This is a genomic window from Streptomyces sp. CBMA29, from assembly GCF_014596445.1.
Taxonomy (GTDB): domain Bacteria; phylum Actinomycetota; class Actinomycetes; order Streptomycetales; family Streptomycetaceae; genus Actinacidiphila.
The window spans coordinates 1-22,920 of the sequence record NZ_MECL01000076.1 but is presented as its reverse complement, the minus strand read 5'-3'; the positions used below and the strand labels follow the sequence as shown (position 1 = coordinate 22,920).

The 22,920-nt window shown below is 70.9% G+C and carries 22 protein-coding genes and 1 riboswitch; of the genes, 18 read left to right on the top strand and 4 right to left on the bottom strand.

Annotated elements, in window-relative coordinates; translation table 11 throughout:
- Nucleotides 1-140 precede the first annotated feature (140 nt).
- The 4 genes from coxB to BGM09_RS11820 all read left to right on the top strand — a co-directional run bounded on the left by coxB (nucleotide 141) and on the right by BGM09_RS11820 (nucleotide 4,680).
- A complete protein-coding gene (gene coxB, locus BGM09_RS11835) occupies nucleotides 141-1,133 on the top strand; it encodes a cytochrome c oxidase subunit II (RefSeq protein ID WP_188281474.1) in 993 nt (330 codons plus the stop codon).
- The gene (ctaD, locus tag BGM09_RS11830) at nucleotides 1,130-2,887 is read left to right on the top strand and encodes a cytochrome c oxidase subunit I (protein WP_188281473.1); all 1,758 of its coding nucleotides are present in this window, start codon (nucleotides 1,130-1,132) and stop codon (nucleotides 2,885-2,887) included. The genes coxB and ctaD overlap by 4 nt, the downstream gene beginning before the upstream one ends.
- On the top strand, nucleotides 2,884-3,282 hold the full coding sequence (locus BGM09_RS11825) for a cytochrome c oxidase subunit 4 (protein WP_188281472.1): 399 nt from the start codon (nucleotides 2,884-2,886) through the stop codon (nucleotides 3,280-3,282). Before ctaD ends, BGM09_RS11825 begins: the two co-directional genes overlap by 4 nt.
- Before the next feature lie 120 nt (nucleotides 3,283-3,402).
- On the top strand, nucleotides 3,403-4,680 hold the full coding sequence (locus tag BGM09_RS11820; protein WP_188281471.1) for an Ig-like domain-containing protein: 1,278 nt from the start codon (nucleotides 3,403-3,405) through the stop codon (nucleotides 4,678-4,680).
- 16 nt (nucleotides 4,681-4,696) lie between these two features.
- Here BGM09_RS11820 and BGM09_RS11815 read toward each other — a convergent pair whose 3' ends face one another.
- Nucleotides 4,697-5,122 carry a hypothetical protein gene (locus tag BGM09_RS11815; RefSeq protein WP_188281470.1) on the bottom strand — a complete coding sequence of 142 codons (426 nt, stop codon included), beginning with the start codon at nucleotides 5,120-5,122 and terminating at the stop codon, nucleotides 4,697-4,699.
- Between the two features lie 224 nt (nucleotides 5,123-5,346).
- Between BGM09_RS11815 and BGM09_RS11810 the strand changes: the two genes are divergently transcribed.
- From BGM09_RS11810 to BGM09_RS11785, 6 genes are all read left to right on the top strand, one after another.
- A complete protein-coding gene (locus BGM09_RS11810; RefSeq protein ID WP_188281469.1) occupies nucleotides 5,347-5,967 on the top strand; it encodes a heme-copper oxidase subunit III in 621 nt (206 codons plus the stop codon).
- Between the two features lie 66 nt (nucleotides 5,968-6,033).
- A complete protein-coding gene (locus BGM09_RS11805) occupies nucleotides 6,034-6,843 on the top strand; it encodes a c-type cytochrome (RefSeq protein ID WP_188281468.1) in 810 nt (269 codons plus the stop codon).
- On the top strand, nucleotides 6,840-7,913 hold the full coding sequence (locus BGM09_RS11800; protein ID WP_188281467.1) for a ubiquinol-cytochrome c reductase iron-sulfur subunit: 1,074 nt from the start codon (nucleotides 6,840-6,842) through the stop codon (nucleotides 7,911-7,913). Before BGM09_RS11805 ends, BGM09_RS11800 begins: the two co-directional genes overlap by 4 nt.
- Complete coding sequence (locus BGM09_RS11795) at nucleotides 7,910-9,544, top strand: cytochrome b (protein ID WP_188281466.1); 1,635 nt, start codon at nucleotides 7,910-7,912, stop codon at nucleotides 9,542-9,544. The genes BGM09_RS11800 and BGM09_RS11795 overlap by 4 nt, the downstream gene beginning before the upstream one ends.
- 188 nt (nucleotides 9,545-9,732) lie before the next feature.
- On the top strand, nucleotides 9,733-10,797 hold the full coding sequence (gene trpD / locus BGM09_RS11790; RefSeq protein ID WP_188281465.1) for an anthranilate phosphoribosyltransferase: 1,065 nt from the start codon (nucleotides 9,733-9,735) through the stop codon (nucleotides 10,795-10,797).
- A gap of 111 nt (nucleotides 10,798-10,908) precedes the next feature.
- A riboswitch (SAM riboswitch) is annotated at nucleotides 10,909-11,025 on the top strand.
- A 164-nt stretch (nucleotides 11,026-11,189) separates the two neighbouring features.
- On the top strand, nucleotides 11,190-12,560 hold the full coding sequence (locus BGM09_RS11785) for an aminotransferase class V-fold PLP-dependent enzyme (protein ID WP_188281464.1): 1,371 nt from the start codon (nucleotides 11,190-11,192) through the stop codon (nucleotides 12,558-12,560).
- Between the two features lie 12 nt (nucleotides 12,561-12,572).
- Here BGM09_RS11785 and BGM09_RS11780 read toward each other — a convergent pair whose 3' ends face one another.
- Nucleotides 12,573-13,466, bottom strand: a complete 894-nt coding sequence (locus tag BGM09_RS11780; protein WP_188281463.1) for an NAD(P)-dependent oxidoreductase — start codon at nucleotides 13,464-13,466, stop codon at nucleotides 12,573-12,575.
- Nucleotides 13,467-13,520: 54 nt separating this feature from the next.
- On the opposite strand from BGM09_RS11780, the gene BGM09_RS11775 reads away from it, so the two are divergent.
- Entirely contained in the window at nucleotides 13,521-14,153 is a 633-nt protein-coding gene (locus BGM09_RS11775; protein WP_188281462.1) for a GNAT family N-acetyltransferase, read from the top strand.
- 19 nt (nucleotides 14,154-14,172) lie between these two features.
- Nucleotides 14,173-14,760, top strand: coding sequence for a TetR/AcrR family transcriptional regulator (locus BGM09_RS11770; RefSeq protein ID WP_188281461.1), 588 nt, complete (start codon nucleotides 14,173-14,175; stop codon nucleotides 14,758-14,760).
- Nucleotides 14,761-14,780: 20 nt separating this feature from the next.
- Here the strand turns inward: BGM09_RS11770 and BGM09_RS11765 are convergent, their stop codons facing one another.
- Both BGM09_RS11765 and BGM09_RS11760 read right to left on the bottom strand, forming a co-directional pair.
- Nucleotides 14,781-15,062: an Lrp/AsnC ligand binding domain-containing protein gene (locus BGM09_RS11765; RefSeq protein WP_188281460.1), complete on the bottom strand. Its 282-nt coding sequence runs from the start codon at nucleotides 15,060-15,062 to the stop codon at nucleotides 14,781-14,783.
- Nucleotides 15,059-15,838: a rhomboid family intramembrane serine protease gene (locus tag BGM09_RS11760; protein WP_188281459.1), complete on the bottom strand. Its 780-nt coding sequence runs from the start codon at nucleotides 15,836-15,838 to the stop codon at nucleotides 15,059-15,061. The genes BGM09_RS11765 and BGM09_RS11760 overlap by 4 nt, the downstream gene beginning before the upstream one ends.
- 157 nt (nucleotides 15,839-15,995) lie before the next feature.
- On the opposite strand from BGM09_RS11760, the gene BGM09_RS11755 reads away from it, so the two are divergent.
- The 6 genes from BGM09_RS11755 to BGM09_RS11730 all read left to right on the top strand — a co-directional run.
- Nucleotides 15,996-16,292 (top strand): hypothetical protein, encoded by a 297-nt coding sequence (locus BGM09_RS11755; RefSeq protein ID WP_188281458.1) that lies wholly within the window; start codon nucleotides 15,996-15,998, stop codon nucleotides 16,290-16,292.
- A 374-nt stretch (nucleotides 16,293-16,666) separates the two neighbouring features.
- Nucleotides 16,667-17,965, top strand: a complete 1,299-nt coding sequence (locus BGM09_RS11750) for an NYN domain-containing protein (RefSeq protein ID WP_188281482.1) — start codon at nucleotides 16,667-16,669, stop codon at nucleotides 17,963-17,965.
- 306 nt (nucleotides 17,966-18,271) lie between these two features.
- A complete protein-coding gene (locus tag BGM09_RS11745; protein WP_188281457.1) occupies nucleotides 18,272-19,300 on the top strand; it encodes an NlpC/P60 family protein in 1,029 nt (342 codons plus the stop codon).
- Nucleotides 19,301-19,524: 224 nt separating this feature from the next.
- Nucleotides 19,525-20,583 carry an NlpC/P60 family protein gene (locus BGM09_RS11740; RefSeq protein ID WP_188281456.1) on the top strand — a complete coding sequence of 353 codons (1,059 nt, stop codon included), beginning with the start codon at nucleotides 19,525-19,527 and terminating at the stop codon, nucleotides 20,581-20,583.
- 53 nt (nucleotides 20,584-20,636) lie between these two features.
- Nucleotides 20,637-21,917 carry a peptidase MA family metallohydrolase gene (locus BGM09_RS11735; protein WP_223186685.1) on the top strand — a complete coding sequence of 427 codons (1,281 nt, stop codon included), beginning with the start codon at nucleotides 20,637-20,639 and terminating at the stop codon, nucleotides 21,915-21,917.
- A 257-nt stretch (nucleotides 21,918-22,174) separates the two neighbouring features.
- The coding region (locus BGM09_RS11730) for a M48 family metalloprotease (RefSeq protein WP_317452659.1) at nucleotides 22,175-22,920 on the top strand (746 nt) is incomplete at its 3' end.

Here is a 22,920-nt window from a genome sequence, read left to right as displayed (position 1 = left end):
CTCCCCGCGTGACCTCAAATAGCGTCCAGTAGGGTTTGGTCCGCATAAACATCCACACCTAATTGCCCGTGCACGGACCGACCGACCAGCAGGCGGCCGGGCACCCGGACGCTCGGGCGAGACTCTCGGGAAGGCGCTACGTGAGTCCCAACGGCTCCGACCTCCCCCACGGCCAGAACGGCGTGGGAGGTACCCCCTCGTCGCGGCGCCCGGTGCGGCGATGGCTGCCGCGGGCGCTGGCCGCGGGCCTGGTCCTTGCGACCGCCACCGGTTGCTCGTACAAGGACTATCCCCGCCTCGGCATGCCCAGTCCCGCCACGGAACAGGCACCCCGGATCCTCGCGCTCTGGCAGGGCTCCTGGGCCGCCGCGCTGGTGACCGGCTGCCTCGTCTGGGGCCTGATCCTGTGGAGCGTGATCTTCCACCGGCGCAGCAGGACCAAGGTCGAGGTCCCCGCGCAGACGCGCTACAACATGCCCCTTGAGGCCCTGTACACGATCGTCCCGATCATCGTCATCGCGGTGCTGTTCTACTTCACCGCCCGTGACGAGTCGAAGATCCTGGACACCTCCAAGAAGCCGCAGCACGTGATCAACGTGGTCGGCTTCCAATGGAGCTGGGGCTTCAACTACGTCGAGGACGTGGACGGCAACCCGGCGACCCCCACGGGCGTGCCGAAGGAACTGTCCGAGATCCCCGCGAACAAGCTGCTGCTGCCCCCCGGCGCCGAGGGCGTCTACGACGTGGGCACGCCGGCCAGCAGGAACCCGGACACCGGCAACCCCGGTCCGACGCTCTGGCTCCCCAAGGGAGAGAGCGTGCGGTTCGTCCTCACCTCGCGTGATGTCATCCACTCCTTCTGGATCGTTCCGTTCCTGATGAAGATGGACGTCATCCCCGGCCACACCAACGTCTTCGAGGTGACTCCGAGCAAGGAGGGCACCTTCCTTGGCAAGTGCGCCGAGCTTTGCGGTGTGGACCACTCCCGGATGCTCTTCAACGTGAAGGTCGTTTCGCCCGAGGAGTACAAGCAGCACCTCAAGGACCTGGCGGCGAAGGGCCAGACCGGGTACATCCCGGCGGGCATCGCCACCACGGGCAACGCGAAGAACTCGGAGCCCAAGACCACATGAGCATTCTGAACGAACCGCAGGGCGCCGCCGCGGCGGACGACTCCTACGCGGACGAGATCCCGGCGCGTCGGCGCAAGCCCGGCTCGGTCATCGTCACGTGGATGAGCACCACGGACCACAAGACGATCGGCTCGATGTACCTCATCACGTCGTTCGCCTTCTTCCTCATCGGCGGCGTGCTCGCGCTGCTGATGCGCGCGGAGCTGGCCCGGCCGGGCAACCAGTACCTGTCGAACGAGCAGTTCAACCAGGCGTTCACGATGCACGGCACCGTGATGCTGCTGATGTTCGCGACCCCGCTCTTCGCGGGCTTCGCCAACTGGATCATGCCGCTCCAGATCGGCGCCCCCGACGTCGCGTTCCCGCGGCTGAACATGTTCGCCTACTGGCTCTACCTGTTCGGCTCGCTCATCGCGGTCGGCGGCTTCGTGACCCCGCAGGGCGCGGCCGACTTCGGCTGGTTCGCGTACTCGCCGCTGTCGGACGCGGTCCGCTCGCCGGGCATCGGCGCCGACATGTGGATCATGGGTCTGGCGCTCTCCGGCTTCGGCACCATCCTCGGCGCGGTCAACTTCATCACCACGATCATCTGCATGCGCGCACCCGGTATGACGATGTTCCGCATGCCGATCTTCTGCTGGAACGTGCTGCTGACCGGTGTCCTCGTCCTGCTGGCCTTCCCGGTGCTCGCCGCCGCGCTGCTCGCCCTGGAGGCCGACCGGAAATTCGGGGCGCATGTGTTCGACGCCGCCAACGGCGGCGCGTTGCTCTGGCAACACCTCTTCTGGTTCTTCGGCCATCCAGAGGTGTACATCATCGCGTTGCCCTTCTTCGGCATCATCTCCGAGGTCATCCCGGTCTTCAGCCGCAAGCCGATGTTCGGCTACATCGGCCTGGTGGCCGCGACGATCTCCATCGCCGGTCTGTCCGTGACCGTGTGGGCGCACCACATGTACGTCACCGGCGGGGTGCTGCTGCCGTTCTTCTCGTTCATGACCTTCCTGATCGCGGTGCCGACCGGTGTGAAGTTCTTCAACTGGATCGGCACGATGTGGAAGGGGTCACTGAGTTTCGAGACCCCGATGCTGTGGTCCATCGGCTTCCTGATCACCTTCGCCTTCGGTGGTCTGACCGGTGTCATCCTGGCGGCGCCGCCGCTGGACTTCCACGTCTCGGACTCGTACTTCGTGGTCGCGCACTTCCACTACGTCGTGTTCGGCACCGTCGTGTTCGCGATGTTCGCGGGCTTCCACTTCTGGTGGCCCAAGATGACCGGCAAGATGCTGGACGAGCGGCTCGGCAAGATCACCTTCTGGACGCTGTTCTTCGGCTTCCACGGCACCTTCCTCGTCCAGCACTGGCTGGGCGCCGAGGGCATGCCTCGCCGGTACGCGGACTACCTGGCGGCGGACGGGTTCACCACGCTGAACACCATCTCCACCATCAGCTCGTTCCTGCTCGGCCTGTCGATCCTGCCGTTCCTCTACAACGTGTGGAAGACCGCCAAGTACGGCAAGAAGGTCGAAGTCGACGACCCGTGGGGCTACGGCCGTTCGCTGGAGTGGGCGACCTCGTGCCCGCCGCCGCGGCACAACTTCACCACGCTGCCGCGCATCCGCTCCGAGTCCCCGGCGTTCGACCTGCACCACCCGGAGATCTCGGCGATCGACGCACTGTCCAACCGGGGTCCCGACCCCGCGCTCTCGGGCGTCAGCGGCGACCTGCACAGCGAGCGCAAGGAGGCCGGCCAGTGAGGGTCCAAGGCAAGATGTTCCTCGGCCTGGCCGTCTTCATCCTGGCCTCGGCCATCGTGTACGGCCTGTGGTCCAAGGAGCCCGCGGGCACCACGGCGCTCTTCCTCGCCTTCGCGCTGAGCACGATGATCGGCTTCTACCTCGCGTTCACCGCGCGCAGGGCCGACACCGGCGCGCAGGACCGGGAGGACGCGGAGGTCGCGGACGACGCCGGCGAGCTGGGCTTCTTCAGCCCGCACAGTTGGCAGCCGCTCGCGCTGGCCACCGGCGGCGCGCTGGCGTTCATGGGCATCATTTTCGGCTGGTGGCTGCTGTTCGTCTCGCTGCCGGTGATCCTGATCGGCGTGTACGGCTGGGTGTTCGAGTACTACCGCGGTGAGAACCGCACCCAGTAGGCGCACGTCACCCCTGGAACAGAAGTACGGGCGGGCCCTGACACCTGGTAGGTGTCAGGGCCCGCCCCTTTTGCACGCGTCCACCGAGCGGGATCACCCGGTTGTTCCTAACTTGAGTGCATGAGCCACAATTCTCTACGCCGTAACGCGCTGCGCTGCTCCCTGCTGGTGGCGCCCCTCGCGGTGGGGCTCACCGCTTGTGGCGGAGGCGGCAATCCGCTCGCCGCCACGCCGCACGACGCCGCCGCCAAGGTCGCGTTCGGCTCCGCGGCCGGAGGCAAGGCCGACCCGTCCAAACCACTCCAGGTGACCATCAAGAAGGACGGGAGCCGGATAACCGACGTGACCGCTACGGACGCCGCAGGGCGCTACGTACGCGGCGAACTCGGCTCCGACGGCCTGAGCTGGCACTCCACCGGCGCGCTGGCCGCAGGCGCGCACTACACGGTCCGGGTGAGCACCGAGGACTCCGACGGCCGCCCCGGCCGTAAGACGCTCGGTTTCGACACCACGCCCGCGGACGCCGGACTGCACGTCGCCTTCGGCCCCGACGCGGGTACGTACGGCGTCGGACAGCCGATCACCGCCGAGCTGAGCGTCCCGGTCAAGGACCCGGCGGCCCGCGCCGCGGTCGAGGGCAACCTCAAGGTCAGCTCGGCCCCCCAGGTCGCCCCCGGCTCCTGGTACTGGGTCGACGACCGCACCCTGCACTACCGGCCGAGCACGTACTGGCCCGCCGACGCCAAGATCGACGTGACCAGCACCCTGAACGGCGTGCGCGTCCAGGACGGCCTCTACGGCGGCGCCGACAAGTCCCTGGAGCTGCACACCGGCGACCGGGTCGAGGCGCTCACCGACGCGGGCACCCACCAGATGACGTTCAAGCGGAACGGGAAGGTGGTCCGTACGCTCCCCGTCACCACCGGCAAGCCCGGCTTCTCCACCCGCAACGGCGTCAAGGTGGTGCTCGGCAAGGAGCAGTTCGTCCGGATGCAGAGCGAGAGCATCGGCATAGCGGCGGGCAGCTCCGACTCCTACGACCTGCCGGTCTACTGGGCCACCCGGGTGACATGGAGCGGTGAATACGTGCACGCCGCGCCGTGGTCCGAGGGCTCGCAGGGGTACGCCAACGTCAGCCACGGCTGCACCGGCATGAGCATGGACAACGCCCACTGGTTCTTCGACAACGTGCGGCAGGGCGACATCGTGGAGGTCACCCACAGCCTCGGCGACACGATGACGCCGTTCGACAACGGCTTCGGCGACTGGAATCTGAGCTGGGCGCAGTGGAAGAAGGGCAGTGCCCTCGGCGCCGCGGGTCAGTCCGCGGCGACGCAGAACACCGCCACGACCGCCAACAGCTCCAGCCCGGCCCGGCTGCGCCCCCAGGCGCTCTGACCGGCCGCCGCGGCGCTCAGTGCGCCGTCGTCGCCACCGCCGTGGTCTTCGGCGCCAGCCTGGCCCGCAGCAGCCCCGCCAGGGACTCGCTGAGGGCGACCGGGTCGACGGGGTGGGCAACCGCCGCGTCGGCCCGGCTCCAGGTCGCCAGCCAGGCGTCCTGGGGACGGCCGATCAGCACCAGCACCGGCGGGCAGCGGAAGATCTCGTCCTTCGCCTGACGGCACACCCCCATGCCGCCGGCGGGGGAGGTCTCACCGTCGAAGACACAGACGTCGATGCCGCCGCGCTCCAACTCGGTGAGCACCGCGGGCATCGTCGCGCACTCCACGTACTCCACCGGCGGCAGGTCGGCGGCGGGCCTGCGGCCGACGGCGAGCCGGACCTGCTCCCGGGTGTTCGCGTCGTCGCTGTAGACCAGCACCGTGGCGGTCGCCTGCATCGTGGTTCCTCCTCGTGAAGGCGTTCTCAAGTGCGTCGGATGCTACTCCCGCCAGCGCCTTCGCGAGGAGGGTTCGCGCCCCGCGAAGATCGGCGCCCCGGTTGTCCGACGCACCGTCATCCCTCCTTCGGGGGACGGTGGCGCTAGGCCACGCGGGTCTCCTGCGGGCCTTGACACACCGAATGGCACCCCCCGGAGTCAGCGCCAGATAAGCGACCGACATAATGTCGGACGTGGCGACAGCAACAGCAGTAGATACCGGGCACGCGCACCCGTCGGTCAACCGGCCGAACCTCACCAGCGTCGGAACCATCATCTGGCTGAGTTCCGAGCTGATGTTCTTCGCGGCCCTCTTCGCGATGTACTTCACCCTTCGGTCGGTCACGGGTGCCGACTTCTGGAAGGAACACGCCCATGCGTTGAACGTCCCGTTCTCGGCGACGAACACGACGATCCTGGTGCTCTCCTCCTTCACCTGCCAGATGGGCGTCTTCGCCGCCGAGCGCGGCGACGTGAAGAAGCTCCGCTCCTGGTTCATCGTGACCTTCATCATGGGCGCGATCTTCGTCGGCGGGCAGATCTTCGAGTACACCGAACTGGTCAAGAAGGACGGCATCTCGCTCAGCTCGGACCCCTACGGCTCGGTGTTCTACCTGACGACCGGGTTCCACGGGTTGCACGTGACGGGCGGACTGATCGCGTTCCTGCTGGTACTCGGGCGGACGTACGCGGCCAAGCGGTTCACCCACCAGCAGGCCACCGCAGCCATCGTCGTGTCCTACTACTGGCACTTCGTCGATGTCGTGTGGATCGGCCTCTTCGCCACGATCTACCTGATCAAGTAGCCGGTCGCACACCGCACACACATTCCAGAAGCATCGACGCAAGAGATCCTGACACCGGGGTAATCCGTGAAAAAGCTCTCCGCACGACGGCGCCACCCGCTGGCGGCGCTTGTCGTCCTACTCTTCGCGCTCGCGGTCACCGGGGGGCTGTACGCCGCGCTCGCGCCGGCGCCGAAGGCGCAGGCCGACGACGCGGCCCAGTCCCTCGCGATCACCGAGGGCAAGAAGCTGTACTCCGTCGGCTGCGCAAGCTGCCACGGCACGTCGGGCCAGGGCAGCTCCGACGGGCCGAGCCTGGTCGGCGCCGGCTCCGCCGCCGTCGACTTCCAGGTCGGGACCGGCCGGATGCCCGCGCAGCAGCCCGGCGCGCAGATCCCGAAGAAGAAGGTCATCTACGACCAGGCCGAGATCGACCAGCTCGCCGCGTACATCGCGTCCCTCGGCCCCGGCCCCGCCGTGCCGAGCAAGGACCAGTACAACCCCGCGGGCGCGGACGCCGGCAAGGGCGGGGAGCTGTTCCGCACCAACTGCGCCCAGTGCCACAACTTCGTCGGCAAGGGCGGCGCGCTGACCAACGGCAAGTACGCGCCGACGATCCAGGGCTCCTCGCCCAAGCACATCTACGAGGCCATGCTGACGGGTCCGCAGAGCATGCCGTCCTTCCCGGACAGCACGATGCCGCAGGACACGAAGGCGGACATCATCGCGTACCTCCACGAGGTCAACAGCAGCGAGACGAAGAACCCCGGCGGTCTCTCGCTGGGCAGCATCGGTCCGGTGTCCGAGGGTCTGGTCGCCTGGGTCTTCGGCCTCGGCCTCCTGCTCGTCTGCACCACCTGGATCGCCGCCCGGACGACCAAGGCCAAGAAGTCATGAGCGACGAGACTGGATCGCACAAAGACGTGTCAGAGAACCCAGAGAACCTGCCAAGTGAGCACGGCGCTCACGGGAGCGAACCAGCCGTCCCCGACGACCCGTTCGCCAACCCCGGCCATCCCCCCCACGAGTACCGCCGTCAGGACATCGACGAGCGGGCCGAGAAGCACTCCGAGCGCGTCGTTGCGGGACTGTTCGGCCTGTCGATGCTCGGCACCGTCGCGTTCATCGCCTGCTTCGTGATCTTCCCGGTCGACAAGATCGTCTTCATCTTCCCGTTCGGCAACGTGAGCGCGCTGAACTTCTCCCTCGGCCTCACGCTCGCCGTGGCGCTGCTGGGCATCGGCGCGGGCGCGGTCCACTGGGCCCGCACCCTGATGTCCGACGAGGAGTTCGCCGACGAACGCCACGCGGCGGGCGCGGACGAGGAACTGCGCGAGAACATCGAGCAGCAGTGGGCGCAGGGCGCCCGCGAGAGCGGGTTCGGACGGCGCAAGCTGATCCGCAACACGATGTTCGGCGCCCTGACCCTGGTCCCGCTGGCCGGTGTCGTGATCCTGCGCGACCTCGGCCCGCTGCCGGAGGACAAGCTCCGGCACACCCTGTGGGCCAAGGGCAAGGTGCTGATCAACCAGAACACGAACAAGCCGCTGCGCCCCGAGGACATCGTGGTGGGCTCGCTCACCTTCGCGATGCCCGAGGGTCTTGAGGAGTCCCAGGAGGACTTCCAGGAGCAGATCGCCAAGGCGGCTCTGATGATCGTCCGGATCAAGCCGGACGACATCAAGGACAAGCGCGAGCGTGACTGGGCCCACGAGGGAATCGTGGCCTACTCCAAGATCTGCACACACGTGGGCTGCCCGATCAGCCTCTACGAGCAGCAGACGCACCACGTGCTCTGCCCGTGCCACCAGTCGACGTTCGACCTGTCGGACGGCGCGCGGGTGATCTTCGGCCCGGCGGGGCACCGGCTGCCGCAGCTTCGGATCAGCGTCAATGGTGAGGGCAATCTCGTCGCTCTCGGCGACTTCGATGAGCCCGTCGGTCCGGCATTCTGGGAGCGCGGATGAGTACTACGACGGAAAGCTCGACCCGTCGGGGCAAAAAGCCGGTCGGCCAGCGGGCCGCCGAGTGGACTGACCCCCGGCTCGGTATCTACAAGTTGGCCAAGGCCAACATGCGGAAGATCTTCCCGGACCACTGGTCCTTCATGCTGGGCGAGATCTGCCTCTACAGCTTCGTCATCCTCATCCTCACGGGTGTGTATCTGACGCTGTTCTTCCACCCCAGCATGAACGAGGTCGTCTACCACGGCCCGTACGCGCCGCTCCAGGGCGTGCGGATGTCCGAGGCGTACGCCTCCACCCTGCACATCAGCTTCGAGGTGCGCGGCGGTCTGCTGATCCGGCAGATCCACCACTGGGCCGCGCTGATCTTCATCGCGGCGATGATCGTGCACATGATGCGCGTGTTCTTCACCGGCGGTTTCCGCAAGCCGCGTGAGATCAACTGGCTGTTCGGCTGGACGCTGCTGTTCCTCGGCATGTTCACCGGCTTCACCGGTTACTCGCTCCCGGACGACCTGCTGTCCGGCACCGGCATCCGGTTCGCCGACGGCGCGGTGCTCGCCACCCCGGTGGTCGGCTCGTACCTGTCGTTCTTCCTGTTCGGCGGGGAGTTCCCCGGGCACGACATCGTCAGCCGGTTCTACTCGATCCACATCCTGTTGCTGCCGGGGCTGATGGCCGGTCTGCTGACCGCCCACCTGATCCTGGTCTTCTACCACAAGCACACGCAGTTCCCGGGTGCGGGCAAGACCGAGAAGAACGTCGTCGGCATGCCGCTGCTGCCGATCTACACCGCGAAGGCGGGCGGCTTCTTCTTCCTGGTCTTCGGCGTGATCTCGGCCATCGCCGCGACCGTGTCGATCAACCCGATCTGGTCGATGGGACCGTACCGGCCGGACCAAGTGTCCACCGGCGCCCAGCCGGACTGGTACATGGGCTTCTCCGAGGGCCTGATCCGTGTGATGCCGGGCTGGGAGATCAACGCCTGGGGGCACACGCTCGTGCTGGGCGTGTTCATCCCGCTGATGATCTTCCCGGTGGTACTGGCGGCCATCGCCGTCTACCCGTTCATCGAGGCGTGGGTCACCGGGGACAAGCGCGAACACCACCTGCTGGACCGGCCGCGCAACCGCCCGGTGCGCACCGGCTTCGGTGTGGCCTGGCTGACCGAGTACTTCGTGCTGCTGGTCGGCGGCGGCAACGACCTGTGGGCCACGCACTTCCACCTGTCGCTCAACTGGATCACCTGGTTCGTCCGTGTCGGCTTCTTCGTCGCGCCGGTCCTGGCCTTCATGGTCACCAAGCGGATCTGCCTGGGTCTCCAGCGGCGTGACCGCGACAAGGTGCTGCACGGTCGGGAGACCGGCATCATCAAGCGGCTGCCGCACGGTGAGTACGTCGAGGTGCACGAGCCGATCTCGCAGGAGCAGCGGCACATCCTCACCGCGCACGTCCAGCCGGAGCCGATCGACGCGGGCCCCGAGGAGGACGAGAACGGTGTGGAGCGCAAGCTCAACCCGATTGAGAAGGCACGGGCCAAGCTCTCCCGCGGCTTCTACGGCGAGCACAGCCAGATTCCGAAGCCCACGGCCGAGGAGTACGAGGAGATCACCAGCGGGCACGGCCACCACTGAGCCGCCGCCGCTGAGCTGAGCCGCATACGGGCCGGGCCCGGATGTTTCCCCGCAGGGGGGACGTCCGGGCCCGGCCCTTCGGCGTACGGGCCCGGCGGTGTCCGCAGTGCGGGCACCGGGCCGTCAGGCCCTGTGGCGCGGATAGGCTGAGCGCGCAGTTCCCCATCCCACCACCAGGAGCGTGGACCATGAGCGTTGTGACCCCGGCAGGCGGCGAGAGTCCGGCGACGCGGTCCTGGCCGGACGTGCTGACCACGCTGCTGGCAGGGCGGAATCTGGGTGGGGACGACACCGCGTGGGCGATGGACGCGATCATGCGCGGCGAGGCGAGCGACGTACAGATCGCCGGATTCGTCGTCGCGCTGCGGGCGAAGGGGGAGACCGTCGAAGAGGTCTCCGGCATGGTGCGGTCGATGTACGCGCACGCGAACACCATCGAGGTGCCCGGCGCGACCGTGGACATCGTCGGCACCGGCGGCGACCGGGCGAAGACGGTCAACATCTCCACCATGTCGGCGATCGTGGTCGCGGGCACCGGCGCGAAGGTCGTCAAGCACGGCAACCGCGCCGCGTCCTCGGCCAGCGGCGCCTCCGACGTCCTGGGAGAGCTCGGCGTCAATCTGCAACTGACGCCGCAGCGGGTCGTGGAGGTCGCGGAGGAGGCGGGCATCACCTTCTGCTTCGCGATCAAGTTCCACCCCGCGCTGCGCCACGCGGGCACCGCCCGGAGCCAGTTGGGGGTGGCGACCGTCTTCAACTTCCTCGGCCCGCTGACCAACCCGGCCCGGGTACGGGCGCAGGCCACCGGGGTCGCGGACCCGCGGATGGCGCCGATCATGGCTGGCGTGCTGGCCGAACGCGGCTCGTCCGCACTGGTGTTCCGCGGTGACGACGGCCTGGACGAGCTGACCACCACCGCCACCTCCCAGGTGTGGGTGGTGCGCGACGGCAAGGTGGAGCAGACCGCCTTCGACCCGCGGGACGTCGGCCTGCCGCTGGTGCCCGTGGAGGCGCTGCGCGGCGCCGACGCGGCCCACAACGCGGACGTCGCCCGGCGGCTGCTCGCGGGCGAGACCGGGCCCGTACGGGACGCCGTGCTGCTCAACTCGGCGGCGGCGCTGGTGGCCCTGCGGCCCGGCAGCGGGCCGTTGGAGGAGCAGATCGCGGCCGGTCTGGTGACGGCGGCCGAGTCGATCGACTCGGGCGCGGCGGCGGCGACGCTGGAGCGCTGGGTGGCGGCGAGCAACGCGTAATCGCCACTGTGGCGGAATTCGGATAGGTCCCCCGGGGGCCGAGCACAAGGCGCTGTCCAATTTCTGGACGGCGTCTTGTGCGTTCGGCGCCTTGTGGCAGAATGCTGTTCAGGTCACGAGTGACAGCGTCAAGGCCCCGGCTCGCTGTCCGGCAACCCTCCGTCCGAGGCGGGGTGCCCCGGGTGATGACCAGGCCGTGAGCAGCGAGGCTCACGGCAAGCCGGACTTGGGGAGTTCTTTCATGAGCAAGCGAATGCGATAGGGCCTGTCGGCCCGGTTCCGCCGTTCCGCCTTTCGTTCGACGTTTCCATCCCGCGCGCCAGTACCGCGAGCCATTTCTTTTCGGCTTCGGGCGTGCGGTGATTTCGCCTGCCGTAATCCGGGAGACCGCCATGACTGTGTCCATCGCTGCCGCCGACCGTGAGATTTGTACCCCGCTGCCCGTTCTGGGCCGGGACGTCCTCGTGCCGCTCGTGACGGGCGGCGAAGTGACGTACGCCGCGCTCGACTACGCCGCCAGCGCCCCCGCGCTCCAGCGGGTGTGGGACGACGTGGCCGCCTACGCCCCCTACTACGGCAGCGTGCACCGCGGCGCCGGCTACCTCTCGCAGCTCTCCACCGACCTGTTCGAGCAGAGCCGGGCCACGGTCGCGGAATTCCTCGGCTGTCGGGCCGAGGACCAGGTGATCTTCACCCGTTCGACGACCGACTCGCTCAATCTGCTCGCCGCCGTCATCCCGGCGGGCACCCACGTCTTCGTCTTCGAGACCGAGCACCACGCCTCGCTGCTGCCGTGGCAGACGCGGGACGACGTACGGGTCACCGTCCTGGGCGCGCCGCGTACGCCCGAGCAGGCCGTCGCCGCGCTCGACGTGGCCCTGCACGGCGCCCCCAAGGGGCCCAAGCTGGTCTGCGTCACCGGCGCCTCCAACGTCACCGGTGAGCTGTGGCCGGTACGGGAGCTGGCCGCCGCCGCGCACCGGCACGGCGCCCGTATCGTCCTGGACGCCGCCCAACTGGCCCCGCACCACCCGGTGGACATCGCCGCGCTCGACGTCGACTGGGTCGCCTTCTCCGGCCACAAGCTGTACGCGCCCTTCGGTTCCGGTGTCCTCGCGGGCCGCGCCGACTGGCTGCGCGAGGCCGAGCCGTACCTCGCGGGCGGCGGCGCCAGCCGCAAGGTCGCGCGGCGTGCGGACGGCGGTGTGGACGTCGAGTGGCACACCACCGCGGCGCGGCACGAGGCCGGGTCGCCGAACGTCATCGGCGTCTACGCCATCGCCGCCGCGTGCAAGGCGCTGACCGAGGCCGGGTTCGGCCAACTGGTCGCGCGCGAACAGCGGTTGCTCGCCCGACTGCGGGAAGGGCTCGCCTCCGTGCCCGAGGTGCGGGTGCTCTCCCTGTTCGGCGAGGACGCGCCCCGGGTCGGCGTGCTCTCCTTCGTCGTCCAGGGCTGGAACAGCTCGCACTTCGCCGCCGCGCTCTCCGCCGAGTACGGGATCGGGGTCCGTGACGGTCTCTTCTGCGCCCACCCGCTGGTGCGGACGCTGCTCGGCGCCGAGGGCGACGACCCCGGCGAGTGCGGCGCTCCCGAGGCCGCGCCCGGTGAGCGCGTCCTGAACGCCATCCGCGTGAGCTTCGGGGCGGGCACGCCCGAGGAGCACGTCGACCGCTTCGTCCGCGCCGTCCGAGCCCTCGTGCGCGACGGCGCCCAGTGGAACTACCGCACGGAGGACGGCCGTTGCGTGCCCGACCGGGGGTAGGGGGCGGGTCGCTCATTCCCCGGACGGGCTCGTGGTGACGGCTCGGGTGCGGGACTCGATGGTCTTGAGGACGGCGATCATGTCCGCGGCCGGGTCGGCGCCGGCGGTGTCGGTGAACAGGGCGAGGCAGGTGTCGAGCAGGGGAGTGGCGGTGGCGGAGGCGCGGGCGGCCTCCGCGATGAGGCGGTTGTTCATGAGGACGTCGGCGGCGGCGGCCTGGACGGTGAAGTCGCGGGCGAGCAGCTTGGGGGCCTTCATACGGGAGACGCCGCTGGCCATCGGCCCCGCGTCGAGCACGGCGAGGAACTGACGGGCGTCGACGCCGTGCCGCTCGGCGAAGTGGAACGCCTCGGTGAGCCCGGTGACCACGGTGATCAGGAAGAGGTTGACCGACAGCTTCATGAGCAGGGCGCCGGGCACGGGCCCGCAGGCGAAGGTCTCGTGGCACATCGGCGCCAGCAGCGGCCGTACCGCTGAGACGGCGGTGTCCTCGCCCGCGAGCATCGCCACCAGGCGGCCCGCCTCGGCAGGGGCGCGGGAGCCGGAGACCGGGGCCTCGACGTAGCGGCCGCCCGCCGCGCGGACCTCGGCTTCGAGGCCGAGGGAGTACGCGGGCGAGGTCGTGCCCATGTGCACCAGGGTGCGCCCCGCGACGTTCGCCGCGAAGGCGGGGGTGCCGCGGCCGAGGCAGGAGTCGATGGCGGCGCCGTCGGCGAGCATGACGAAGACGGTTCCGGCCCGGCGGAAGAGGTCGGCGGGGCTGTCGGCGGTTTCGGCGCCCGCCGCCCGCAGGGCCTCGGCGGCCGGCGCGCTACGGTTCCACACCACCAGCGGGGTCCCGGCGCGGACGAGATTGAGCGCCATGGGCCGGCCCATGACCCCGAGCCCCAGGAAACCGATGTCCACGACGCACCGCCGCCTCTCTTGCCGTTTATGACAGCCGTCATAATACTGGTCGTTATGACAGTGGTCATAGGGGCAGCGGCCATAGAGGCAGTGGTCATAGAGGGTGCGGAGCGGCGGACGTCCGCCGTCGCCGACGGGATCGACCTGCTCAGGCCCGCCGACGCGGACGCGGTGGCCGGCCTCTTCGCGGCCTGCTCGCCGGAGACGGTCCGGCTGCGCTTCCTCGGCGGCGCCCGCGCATTCCCCCGTGACCACCTGGCCTCCCTGCTGGCAGGACCGCCCGCGGCGCACGACGCCGTGGTCGCGTACCGCGGCGGCCGGGACCGCCTGGTGGGAATCGCGGGTTTCGCGGCGGCGGCGGCGGCGGACGACGGCGCCGGGCCGGGAACCGGCGGCGAGCTGGGCGTGCTGGTCGTGGACGCCTGGCAGCGCCGGGGCATCGGCAGCGCAATGGCCGGCCTGCTGCTGGCCCGCGCGGGGGCCAGGGGCGTCGAGCACGTGACGGTGAACGTCCCGCACGGCAGGCGGGGGCTGCTCGCCGCGCTCGGCCGCCGCCTGGAACCGGTCCGCGCGTCGTACACCCCGGACGGTATGACCGCCGTCTATAAGGTGGCCCGGATGGCCGAGGTGGCCGAGGTGGCCGAGGTGGCCGAGGTGATCCCGGTGGCACGGGTCAGAACGCAGTAGCTCCGTGGAGGTGTCGACGATGGCCGGGTCCGAACGCGGACCGCGCGAGCGGATGGTCTTCAGCGCGGCCCAGCTCATCCGGCGCGAGGGCGTCGGCGCGACCGGCATGCGCGAGGTCGCCGTCCACGCGGGCGCCCCGCGCGGCTCGCTCCAGCACTACTTCCCCGACGGCAAGGAACAGCTCGTCAACGAGGCGGTCACCTGGGCGGGGAACTACGCCGCCAGGCGCGTCGCCCGTTTCCTGGCCGCGCTGCCCGAGCCGACCCCGGGCGGGCTGTTCGCCGCGATGGTCGGCCAGTGGACGGACGAGTACGCGGCCGACGGCTTCGACGCCGGATGCCCGGTGGCCGCCGCCGCGGTGGACTGCGCGCGGGCCACCGAGTCCACCCGGATGGCGACCGCCGCCGCCTTCGCGGCCTGGACCGCGCCGGTCGCCGCGGCGCTGACCGGCATGCGCGTCCCCGAGGACCGGTCCGTACCGTTGGCGACCCTCATGATCAGCACCCTGGAGGGCGCGATCCTGATCGCCAGAGCCGAGCGCGACGCCCGCGCGCTCACCACCGCCGCACGGGAGTTGGGCCCGCTGCTGGACGCGGCGCGGGTCTGATCGCGCAGGGGGACCGGCGCTCAGGCGTCGAGGCCGATCGCGAACGCGGCCTCCAGGTCGTGCTGCGAGTACGTACGGAAGGCGACATGGGTGTCGGTGGCCTCCACGCCGGGGATCTTGGAGATCCGGCCCGGAATGATGTCGGCCAGGTCGTCGTGGCGGGCGACGCGGACCAGCGCGACGAGGTCGTACGTGCCGGTCACGGAGTAGACCTCGCTGACGTTGTCCAGCGCGGCGATGGCCTCGGCGATCTCCGGAATCCGGTCGACGGAAGTCTTGATGAGCACGATCGCGGTGATCACGGCTGGATGTCTCCTTGGGTCGACCCGACTACGACGCTCAGCTTACGACGCGGCCGGTAGCACACCCAGGCGCACAGGAAGCCGAAGGCGAAGCCGACGACATGGGCGAGATACGCCACCCCCGGGCCGTTGTTGCCGGTCTGGGCGGCGAGCCACTGGAGGACGAACCAGAAACCGAGCACCATCCACGCGGGGAAGCGCAGCGGGATGAAGAAGAGGAAGGGGAACAGGCTCGTCACCCGGGCCTTGGGATACAGGTAGAGATACGCGCCGAGCGCCCCGGAGATCGCCCCGGACGCGCCGACCAGGCTCTGCGTCGACTCGGGGTTGGCGAGCGCGAAACCGTACGTCGCCAGATAGCCCGCGACCAGGTAGAAGAGCGCGAAACGCACCCGGCCCATCCGGTTCTCGACGTTGTCGCCGAAGACGTAGAGGAAGAGCATGTTGCCGATCAGGTGCAGCCAGCTCCCGTGCAGGAACATCGCCGTGAGCACCGAAAGCAGCGGCGACTTCGCGTACGCGTGCGGGGCCGCGCAGCCCGCGGGCAGGTCGAGCCGGTCCATCGGGAGCTGGCCGTGGAACAGCTCACTGGGGATGACACCCCAGTGCGCGAAGTAGAGGCCCTGCGCGCACTGGAGCTTGTCGCCCGTGCCGTAGGAGGCGTTGAAGCCGGACAGCGGTCCGAGGAGAAAGACCACGGTGCACAGGGCGATCAGCGCATACGTCACGACCGGCGTGCGGCGGACCGGGTTCTTGTCGTACACCGGGATGACCATGGACCGATGATGACGCAGCGGTCGTAACGGACATAGGCCGCCTCGCCGCAGCGCGTCGCGGGTCGGAGGCCGTAAGGTGACCCCGATGTACGCCCGTCAGCACTGATACGCCCGATCGTCCGACCGATCGCCCGACCGAGGAAGAGGTGCAGGACCGATGCCGGTGCCCATGCCCACCGCCACCACCCGGTGGCGCTGCACGCAGTGCGGCAATCTGACCCGGTTCGACGTGACCCGCTCCACGCGGCTCGTGGAGTACGTCCATCTCGACCTCGGCGGCGAGCCGCGGATCGAGGAGACGGACGTGCTGACCGAGACGGTCGAGTCCGTGCGGTGCCGCTGGTGCAACGCCGCGGACCAGATCGAGCTGGTCGACCGGCCGGGCGCGGCCTCGTCCACGCCTGAGGAAACGGACTCCGGCGCGGACGCGGAGACCGGTTCGGCGCGGGATTGAGCCTCCTTACGGGGACAATGGATGCAAGAGGCGGCGGCCGGAGGGATCGAAGGGGGCCGGGGAGGCGCCGTGCAACCGGACGGGAGTGACTGGTGGACGGTATCGGCGGCTTTCCGCGGGCCGAGGCGGGCGGGTCCGGGACGGACGCCGCCGATGGGCCGGGCGCCGACGCGTCCGGGGCCGCGGCGCCGGACCCCGACACACCGCGGGCCGACGACGTACCGGGCGCCGAAGCACCGCCCGGCCGTGACGGCGGCGGCACTTCCGACGGCTCTGCCGACGGCAACACTGCCCCCGGCCCCGACACTCCCGGCGCTCCCGATGACACGGCCGCCGACGTCGCCGCTGTTCACGAACCCGCCCTCGACCGGCCGCTGCCCGAAGGCGTACGCCACCGCGTCGTCGCCGTCGCCGCCGACGCCTTCGGCGGCTTCACCTTCGCCGAACTGCCGGTCTCGCTGCGGCCGTACGCCCGTTTCACCCCGTCCAGACGTGTGAAATACGCGGCGACCGCGCTGGCCACCGCGCTGGAGGGCGACCCGGCGTTCCGGCACAAGGTCGCGGGCAAACTGCGCGAGGCGCAGCCGGAGCTGACCGGGGCACTGGACGCGGGCACCCCGCCGCCCGCCGCGGACCCGCTCGACGTGGCCGCCGCGGCCTATCTGCTCCGCCCCGCGGGCTGGGCCAAGCTTGTCACCACCGCGGGCGAGGAGGCCCAACGGGCGCACGCCGAGCGGGCCGACGAGGAGACCCTGCGCGAACTGGCCAAGCTCCGCGAGGAGGTCCAGGGCCTGCACACGCAGCTCCGCTCGGACGCCGTACGGGCCCGCGCCGAACTGGACGCCGTCCGCAAGGAGGGCGACTCGGTGCACCGCAAGCTGCGCAGCGCCCTCAGCGACGTCAAGCGCGCCGAGGCCGCCCAGCGCAAGATCCAGGCGGAACTGGACGAGGCGCGGGCCACCGCCGCCCAGGACAAGGCCGCCGCGGAGAGCGAGGCGCGGCGGCTGCGCACCCGGCTCGCCGAGGCCGAGGCGGCGGTCGAGTCGGGCCGCCGCGCCGCCCGTGAGGGCCGCAGCATCGAGGACGTACGGCTGCGCCTGCTGCTGGACACCGTCCTCGACGCGGCCTCGGGGCTCCGCCGCGAACTGGCCCTGCCGCCGCGCGACACCCTGGGCGTACGCCCCGCCGACACGGTGGACGCGGTCGCCCCCGGAGCCTTCAGCCCGCGCGACATCGCCACCCGCGCGCTGTCCGAGACCGACCCGGCGCTGCTCGACCAGTTGCTCGCGCTGCCGCAGGCGCACCTCGTCGTCGACGGCTACAACGTCACCAAGACCGGCTATCCGTCGATGCCGTTGGAGAAACAGCGGCTGCGGCTGCTCGGCGGGCTCGCGGCGCTGGCCGCGCAGAGCGGCGCCGAGGTCACCTGTGTCTTCGACGGCGCCGACCTGGACATGCCCGTGCTGCTCGCGCCGCCGCGCGGGGTGCGGGTGCTGTTCAGCAAGGCCGGCGAGACCGCTGACGAGTTGATCCGGCGGCTGGTGCGGGCGGAACCGCCCGGCCGGCAGATCGTGGTGGTCTCCGCGGACCGTGAAGTCGCCGACGGCGTCGCCAAGGCGGGCGCCCGCCCGGTCGCCTCCGTCCTGCTGCTGAAACGTCTCGCACGCGTCTGAACCGCCCCGCCGCCCCCGGCTCCTGGCCGCCGCCCCGCCGAACTCCTCACTATTCGCTCGGGCATTCGGTTCGCGAACGCGCCATCGTCGACGGAGCGTTGATCCACCCTCACTGCGCGTACGAAGGTCGTAAAGAATGTGCGAACCGGTCGAGATTTTGCCAACAAGGATTTGAACCGATCACAGATGGGTCACTAAGGTCGGGCGTCGAACCTCCGCGCAGTCGATCATCCAATCCGGATGGCGCGCCGGGGGCCGCCCGCCAGTCAACCGGTAGGCGGCTGAAGGAAGAAGGAGCTCGCCTTCGTGGCGTCCCACCGTCGTCCCAAGCCGGCAAGCCGCACGCGCGTGACCGTGCTGACCGCCACCGCCGCAGCCGCGGTGGCCCTCACCTCCCAGGCGGCCCAGGCCGCCCCCGCCAAGCCGACCGTCAAGGACGCCAAGGCGAAGGTGGACGCGCTGTACGAGCAGGCTGAGCAGGCCTCAGAGAAGTACGACGGGGCCAACGAGAAGCTGCACACCCTCCAGAAGGAGGCGGGCACTCTCCAGGACCAGGTCGCCAGGCAGCAGCAGCACCTGAACCAGCTCAGGGACGGCCTCGGCGCCATCGCCGCGTCCCAGTACCGCAGCGGTGGCATCGACCCGTCGCTCCAGCTCTTCCTGTCGTCCAACCCGGACAACTACCTGGACCAGGCGACGACGCTCAACCAGCTCACGTCGATCCAGACCGACTCGCTGCACCAACTCCAGGACGCCAAGCGGACCCTGGACCAGCAGCGCGCCGAGGCGACCGCCAAGCTGACCGAGTTGCAGACCACCCGCACCGAGCTGGCCAAGCGCAAGGCCGAGGCGAAGGACAAGCTGGCCCAGGCCCAGCAGATCCTCAACTCGCTGACGGCCGCGCAGCGCGCGTCCATCGCCGCCGCCGACGCCCGCGCCAACCGCTCCACCACCCGCGTGGACCTCGGCGACGCGAAGCCCGCCTCGCAGCGTGCCGCCGCCGCCTTCTCCGCCGCGCAGTCCAGGGTCGGCCTGCCGTACGTGTACGGCGCCTCGGGCCCCAGCTCCTTCGACTGCTCCGGCCTCACCTCGTGGGCGTACAACCAGGCCGGTGTCTCGATACCGCGCACCTCGCAGGCCCAGGCGAACGCCGGGACCCGGATCTACTCCACCTCCCAGCTCGGCGTCGGCGACCTCGTCATCTTCTACGGCGACTACCACCACGTCGGCCTCTACGCGGGCAACGGCATGGTGCTGCACGCGCCGAAGCCGGGCGCCTCGGTGCGGTACGAGTCGATCGGCAACATGCCGTTCCAGTTCGGCGTCCGCATCTGACGTCTTCCGGCGTCGTTCCTCACCGGTTCCACGGGTCCGCGGGAGTCTCCCGCGGACCCCGGTGCGTTCATACGGCGTTCGGACTCCTACGGCGTTCGGGTGATGAACACGTGCCCGGTGCCGGTCGGCGCGGGCGTGTGACCTGCGCGGGAGGCGCGGCGCGGCAACGCGGAGGCCGCGCCTTCTTTGAACTCTCCGCGTCGCGCTGACTACTGTCAGCTCCCGTGGCTTCCCATCGACGCTCCCCCCAGCCGGGCTTCGCCGCCCGCACCACCCGGGTCACCGTGCTGTCCGCGGCTGCCGCGGCCACCGCGGCGCTGTCCGGCGGTGCGGCGCAGGTCGCCTCGGCCGATCCCGGCGGGGGCGCGCCCGACACGGCGTCCCGGCTCGACCGGCTCTACCAGCAGGCCGAGCAGGCCACCGAGAAGTACAACGCGGCGCAGGAGCACGCCAAGCAGCTCCGCGCCGACCTGAGCACCCTCCAGGACCGGGCCGCCGAGGGGCAGCAGCGGGTCAACGACATGCGGCAGGAGCTGGGCTCGCTCGCCTCCGAGCAGTACCGCAGCGGCGGCATCGACCCCTCGCTCGCCCTGATGATGTCCTCGGACCCCGACCAGTACCTGGACCGGGCCACCACCCTGGACCGGCTCAGCGCCCAGCAGGCCGGGCGGCTGCGCCAACTCCAGGAGGCCGAGCGGCTGTTGCTCCAGCAGCGCTCCCAGGCGGCGGGCAAGCTCGCCGAACTCGACAAGGCCGGGGCGGTGCTCCAGGACCGCAAGCGGTCGGTGCAGCGGGCGCTCGCCGACGCCCAGCGGCTGCTCAACGCGATGCCCGCCGCCCAGCGCGCCGGATACCGCCCCGGCATGGACGCCGGGCGCGCCTCCCGGGACCGTACGACCGCCGACCTGCCGGACATCCCGAATCTGCCCGCCGCCTCGGGGCGCGGCGCGATGGCCGTGGCCGCCGCCCGCCAGATGATCGGGGCCCCTTACGTCTGGGGCGCCACCGGGCCCAACTCCTTCGACTGCTCCGGCCTGATGCAGTACGCGTACGCGCGGGCCGGGGTCTCGCTGCCGCGCACCTCGCAGGAGCAGATGAACGCCGGGCAGCGGGTGTCGCTGGACCAGGCGCGGCCCGGCGATCTGGTGATCTACCGCGGCGACGCCAGCCATGTCGCGATGTACGTCGGCGGCGGCCAGGTCGTCCACGCCCCCTACCCCGGCGCCAGGGTCCGCTACGACCCGGTCGGCATGATGCCGATCACGGCCGTGACCCGGCCGTAGGGGCACGGCGCCCCGGCCGTAGGGAGCGTCTTCGGAGCCGTACGATCGGGCCCATGGCCGTGGCGCCCCTCCGACGTACGCCGACCGCTTCCCGTGTCCGGGCAGCGGTGCTCGGCCTGTCCCTGGCGCTGCTCGCGGCGCTCGTCGCCGGGTGCGGCGGGACCGCCTCGGGCGGGCGGCCCACGGCGGACGCCACCGACGCCGGAATCCGGCAGGCGCTCGACCGGCGGGCCGCCGCGGTGCTGCACCACGACCGGGCGGCCTTCCTCGCCGGGATCGACCCGCGGGCGACGGGTTTCCTCGACCGGCAGAAGGCGATGTTCACCGACATCGCGGACGTGCCGCTGGCCGACTGGTCGTACCGGCTGGTGCGGACCGGCGCGTTCGGCCTGCCGCCGGCCGCCGACGGCACGGTCCGGGCCGCGGCCGAGGTCCAACTGCGGTACCGGCTCAGCGGATTCGACGCGGCGCCGGTCGCCGCGACCGACTACCTGACGCTGTCCCGGCGGGGCGGGAGCTGGTACGTGGCCGGGGACGACGACGGCGCCGCGTCCGGGCACCGCGGCGCCGTACAGCTGTGGGACCAGGGCCGGGTGACGGTGGTGCGCGGCACGGACAGCCTGGTGCTCGGGCTCGGCGACGCCGCCGGGCTGCGCGGCTACGCCGAGGACGTCGACCGGGCGGTGCCGGAGGTCCGGCGGACCTGGGGCGGCGCCGGGTGGTCGGGCAAGGTGGTGGTCGAGGTGCCGCGCACGCTGGACCAGATGGCCGCGCTGACCGACGCGGACCCGGCCGACTACCGCAACATCGCCGCCGTCACCACGGGCGAGGGCGGCGGCACCGCGCGGGTCGGCTCCGACCGGGTGATCATCAACCCCGAGGCGTTCAGCGGGCTCTCCGCCTTCGGCCGGCAGACCGTGCTCACCCACGAGACCACGCATGTCGCCACCCGCGCGTGGACCACCGCCCGCACCCCGCTGTGGCTCTCCGAGGGCGTCGCCGACTGGACCGCGTACCGCACGGCGGGCCGTACCGCCCGCGAGCTCGCCCCGGAACTGGCCGCCGCCGTCGCCGCGGACCGCGTCCCCGCCGCGCTGCCCGCCGACGCCGACTTCCACTCCGCCGACGCCGACACCCTCTCCCGCGCCTACGAGGGCGGCTGGCTCGCATGCCGCCTGATCGCCGACCAGTGGTCCCCCGACGCGCTCGTCGCCTTCTACCGCGCCGTTGCCTCCGGCGGCACCGTCGACTCCCACCTGCGCACCACCCTCGGCACCACCCTCCCCGCCTTCACCGCCCGCTGGCGCACCTATCTCCACCAGGAGCTGACATGACCCGTGACTCCGATACGGGGAGCCCGCAACACCAGGAACCGCCCGCGGCGGGAGCTGGACCTGGACGACCCCCGCAGACCCCGCCTCCGGCGGTCCCGGAACTCTCGGCGGACGCGGGATCTTCGCCCTCGGCGGACGCCGGATCTTCGGCCTCGGCGGCGGGGGCGTCTGCCGGGGGGGAGGGCTCGGACGGAGGGGACTTCAGTGGGGAGGAGGTCGGGCGGGCGCGGGCTTTGCGGCGGGGGGTGTGGCCGGTCGTGCTCGGCGGGCGGGTGGCGGCGCTGGGGCTGATGCTGGGGCTGGGGTTGACGGCCGGGGGAGCGGGGCTGGTCGCGGCGTTCGGCGGGGGGACGTGGGGCGGGCGGGTGGCGGGCGCGGCGGTGTCGCTGGTGCTGCTGCCGGAGGTGCTGGGGCTGCCCTTCGCGGCGCGCGGGCGCGTGGTGCGCCGCCGGTTCGGGCTGGTGACGCAGGGCTGGGGCGGGTGGTGGGCGGACGTGCTGCGCGGCCTGCTGATCTCGCTGCCGCTGACCTTCGGCGCGCTCTTCGCCGTCTACGCCCTCGCCGGGGTCACCGGCCACTGGTGGGTGTGGGCCGCGCTCGGCGCCGCCGCGCTGACCGTCCTGATGTCCTGGGCGGCGCCCATGATCTTCGAGCCGCTGTTCAACCGCTTCACGCCGATGGAGCCGGGCCCGCTCAGGGACGCCCTGCTGGCGCTCGCCGCCCGCGACGGCGTCACCGTCGAGGACGTCCTGGTCGCCGACGCCTCGCGCCGTACGACCGCGCTCAACGCGTACGTGTCCGGCTTCGGCCGCACCCGCCGCATCGTCGTCTACGACACCCTGCTGACCACGGCGCAGCCGCGCGAGGTGGAGCTGGTGGTCGCCCATGAACTCGGCCACGTCGTGCACCGGGACGTGCCGCGCGGCACCGCGCTCGGCGCGGTGGGCGCGGCCGTCGGCGTGTGCGTCCTGGCCGCGGTGGTGACCTGGCGGCCCCTGCTCGA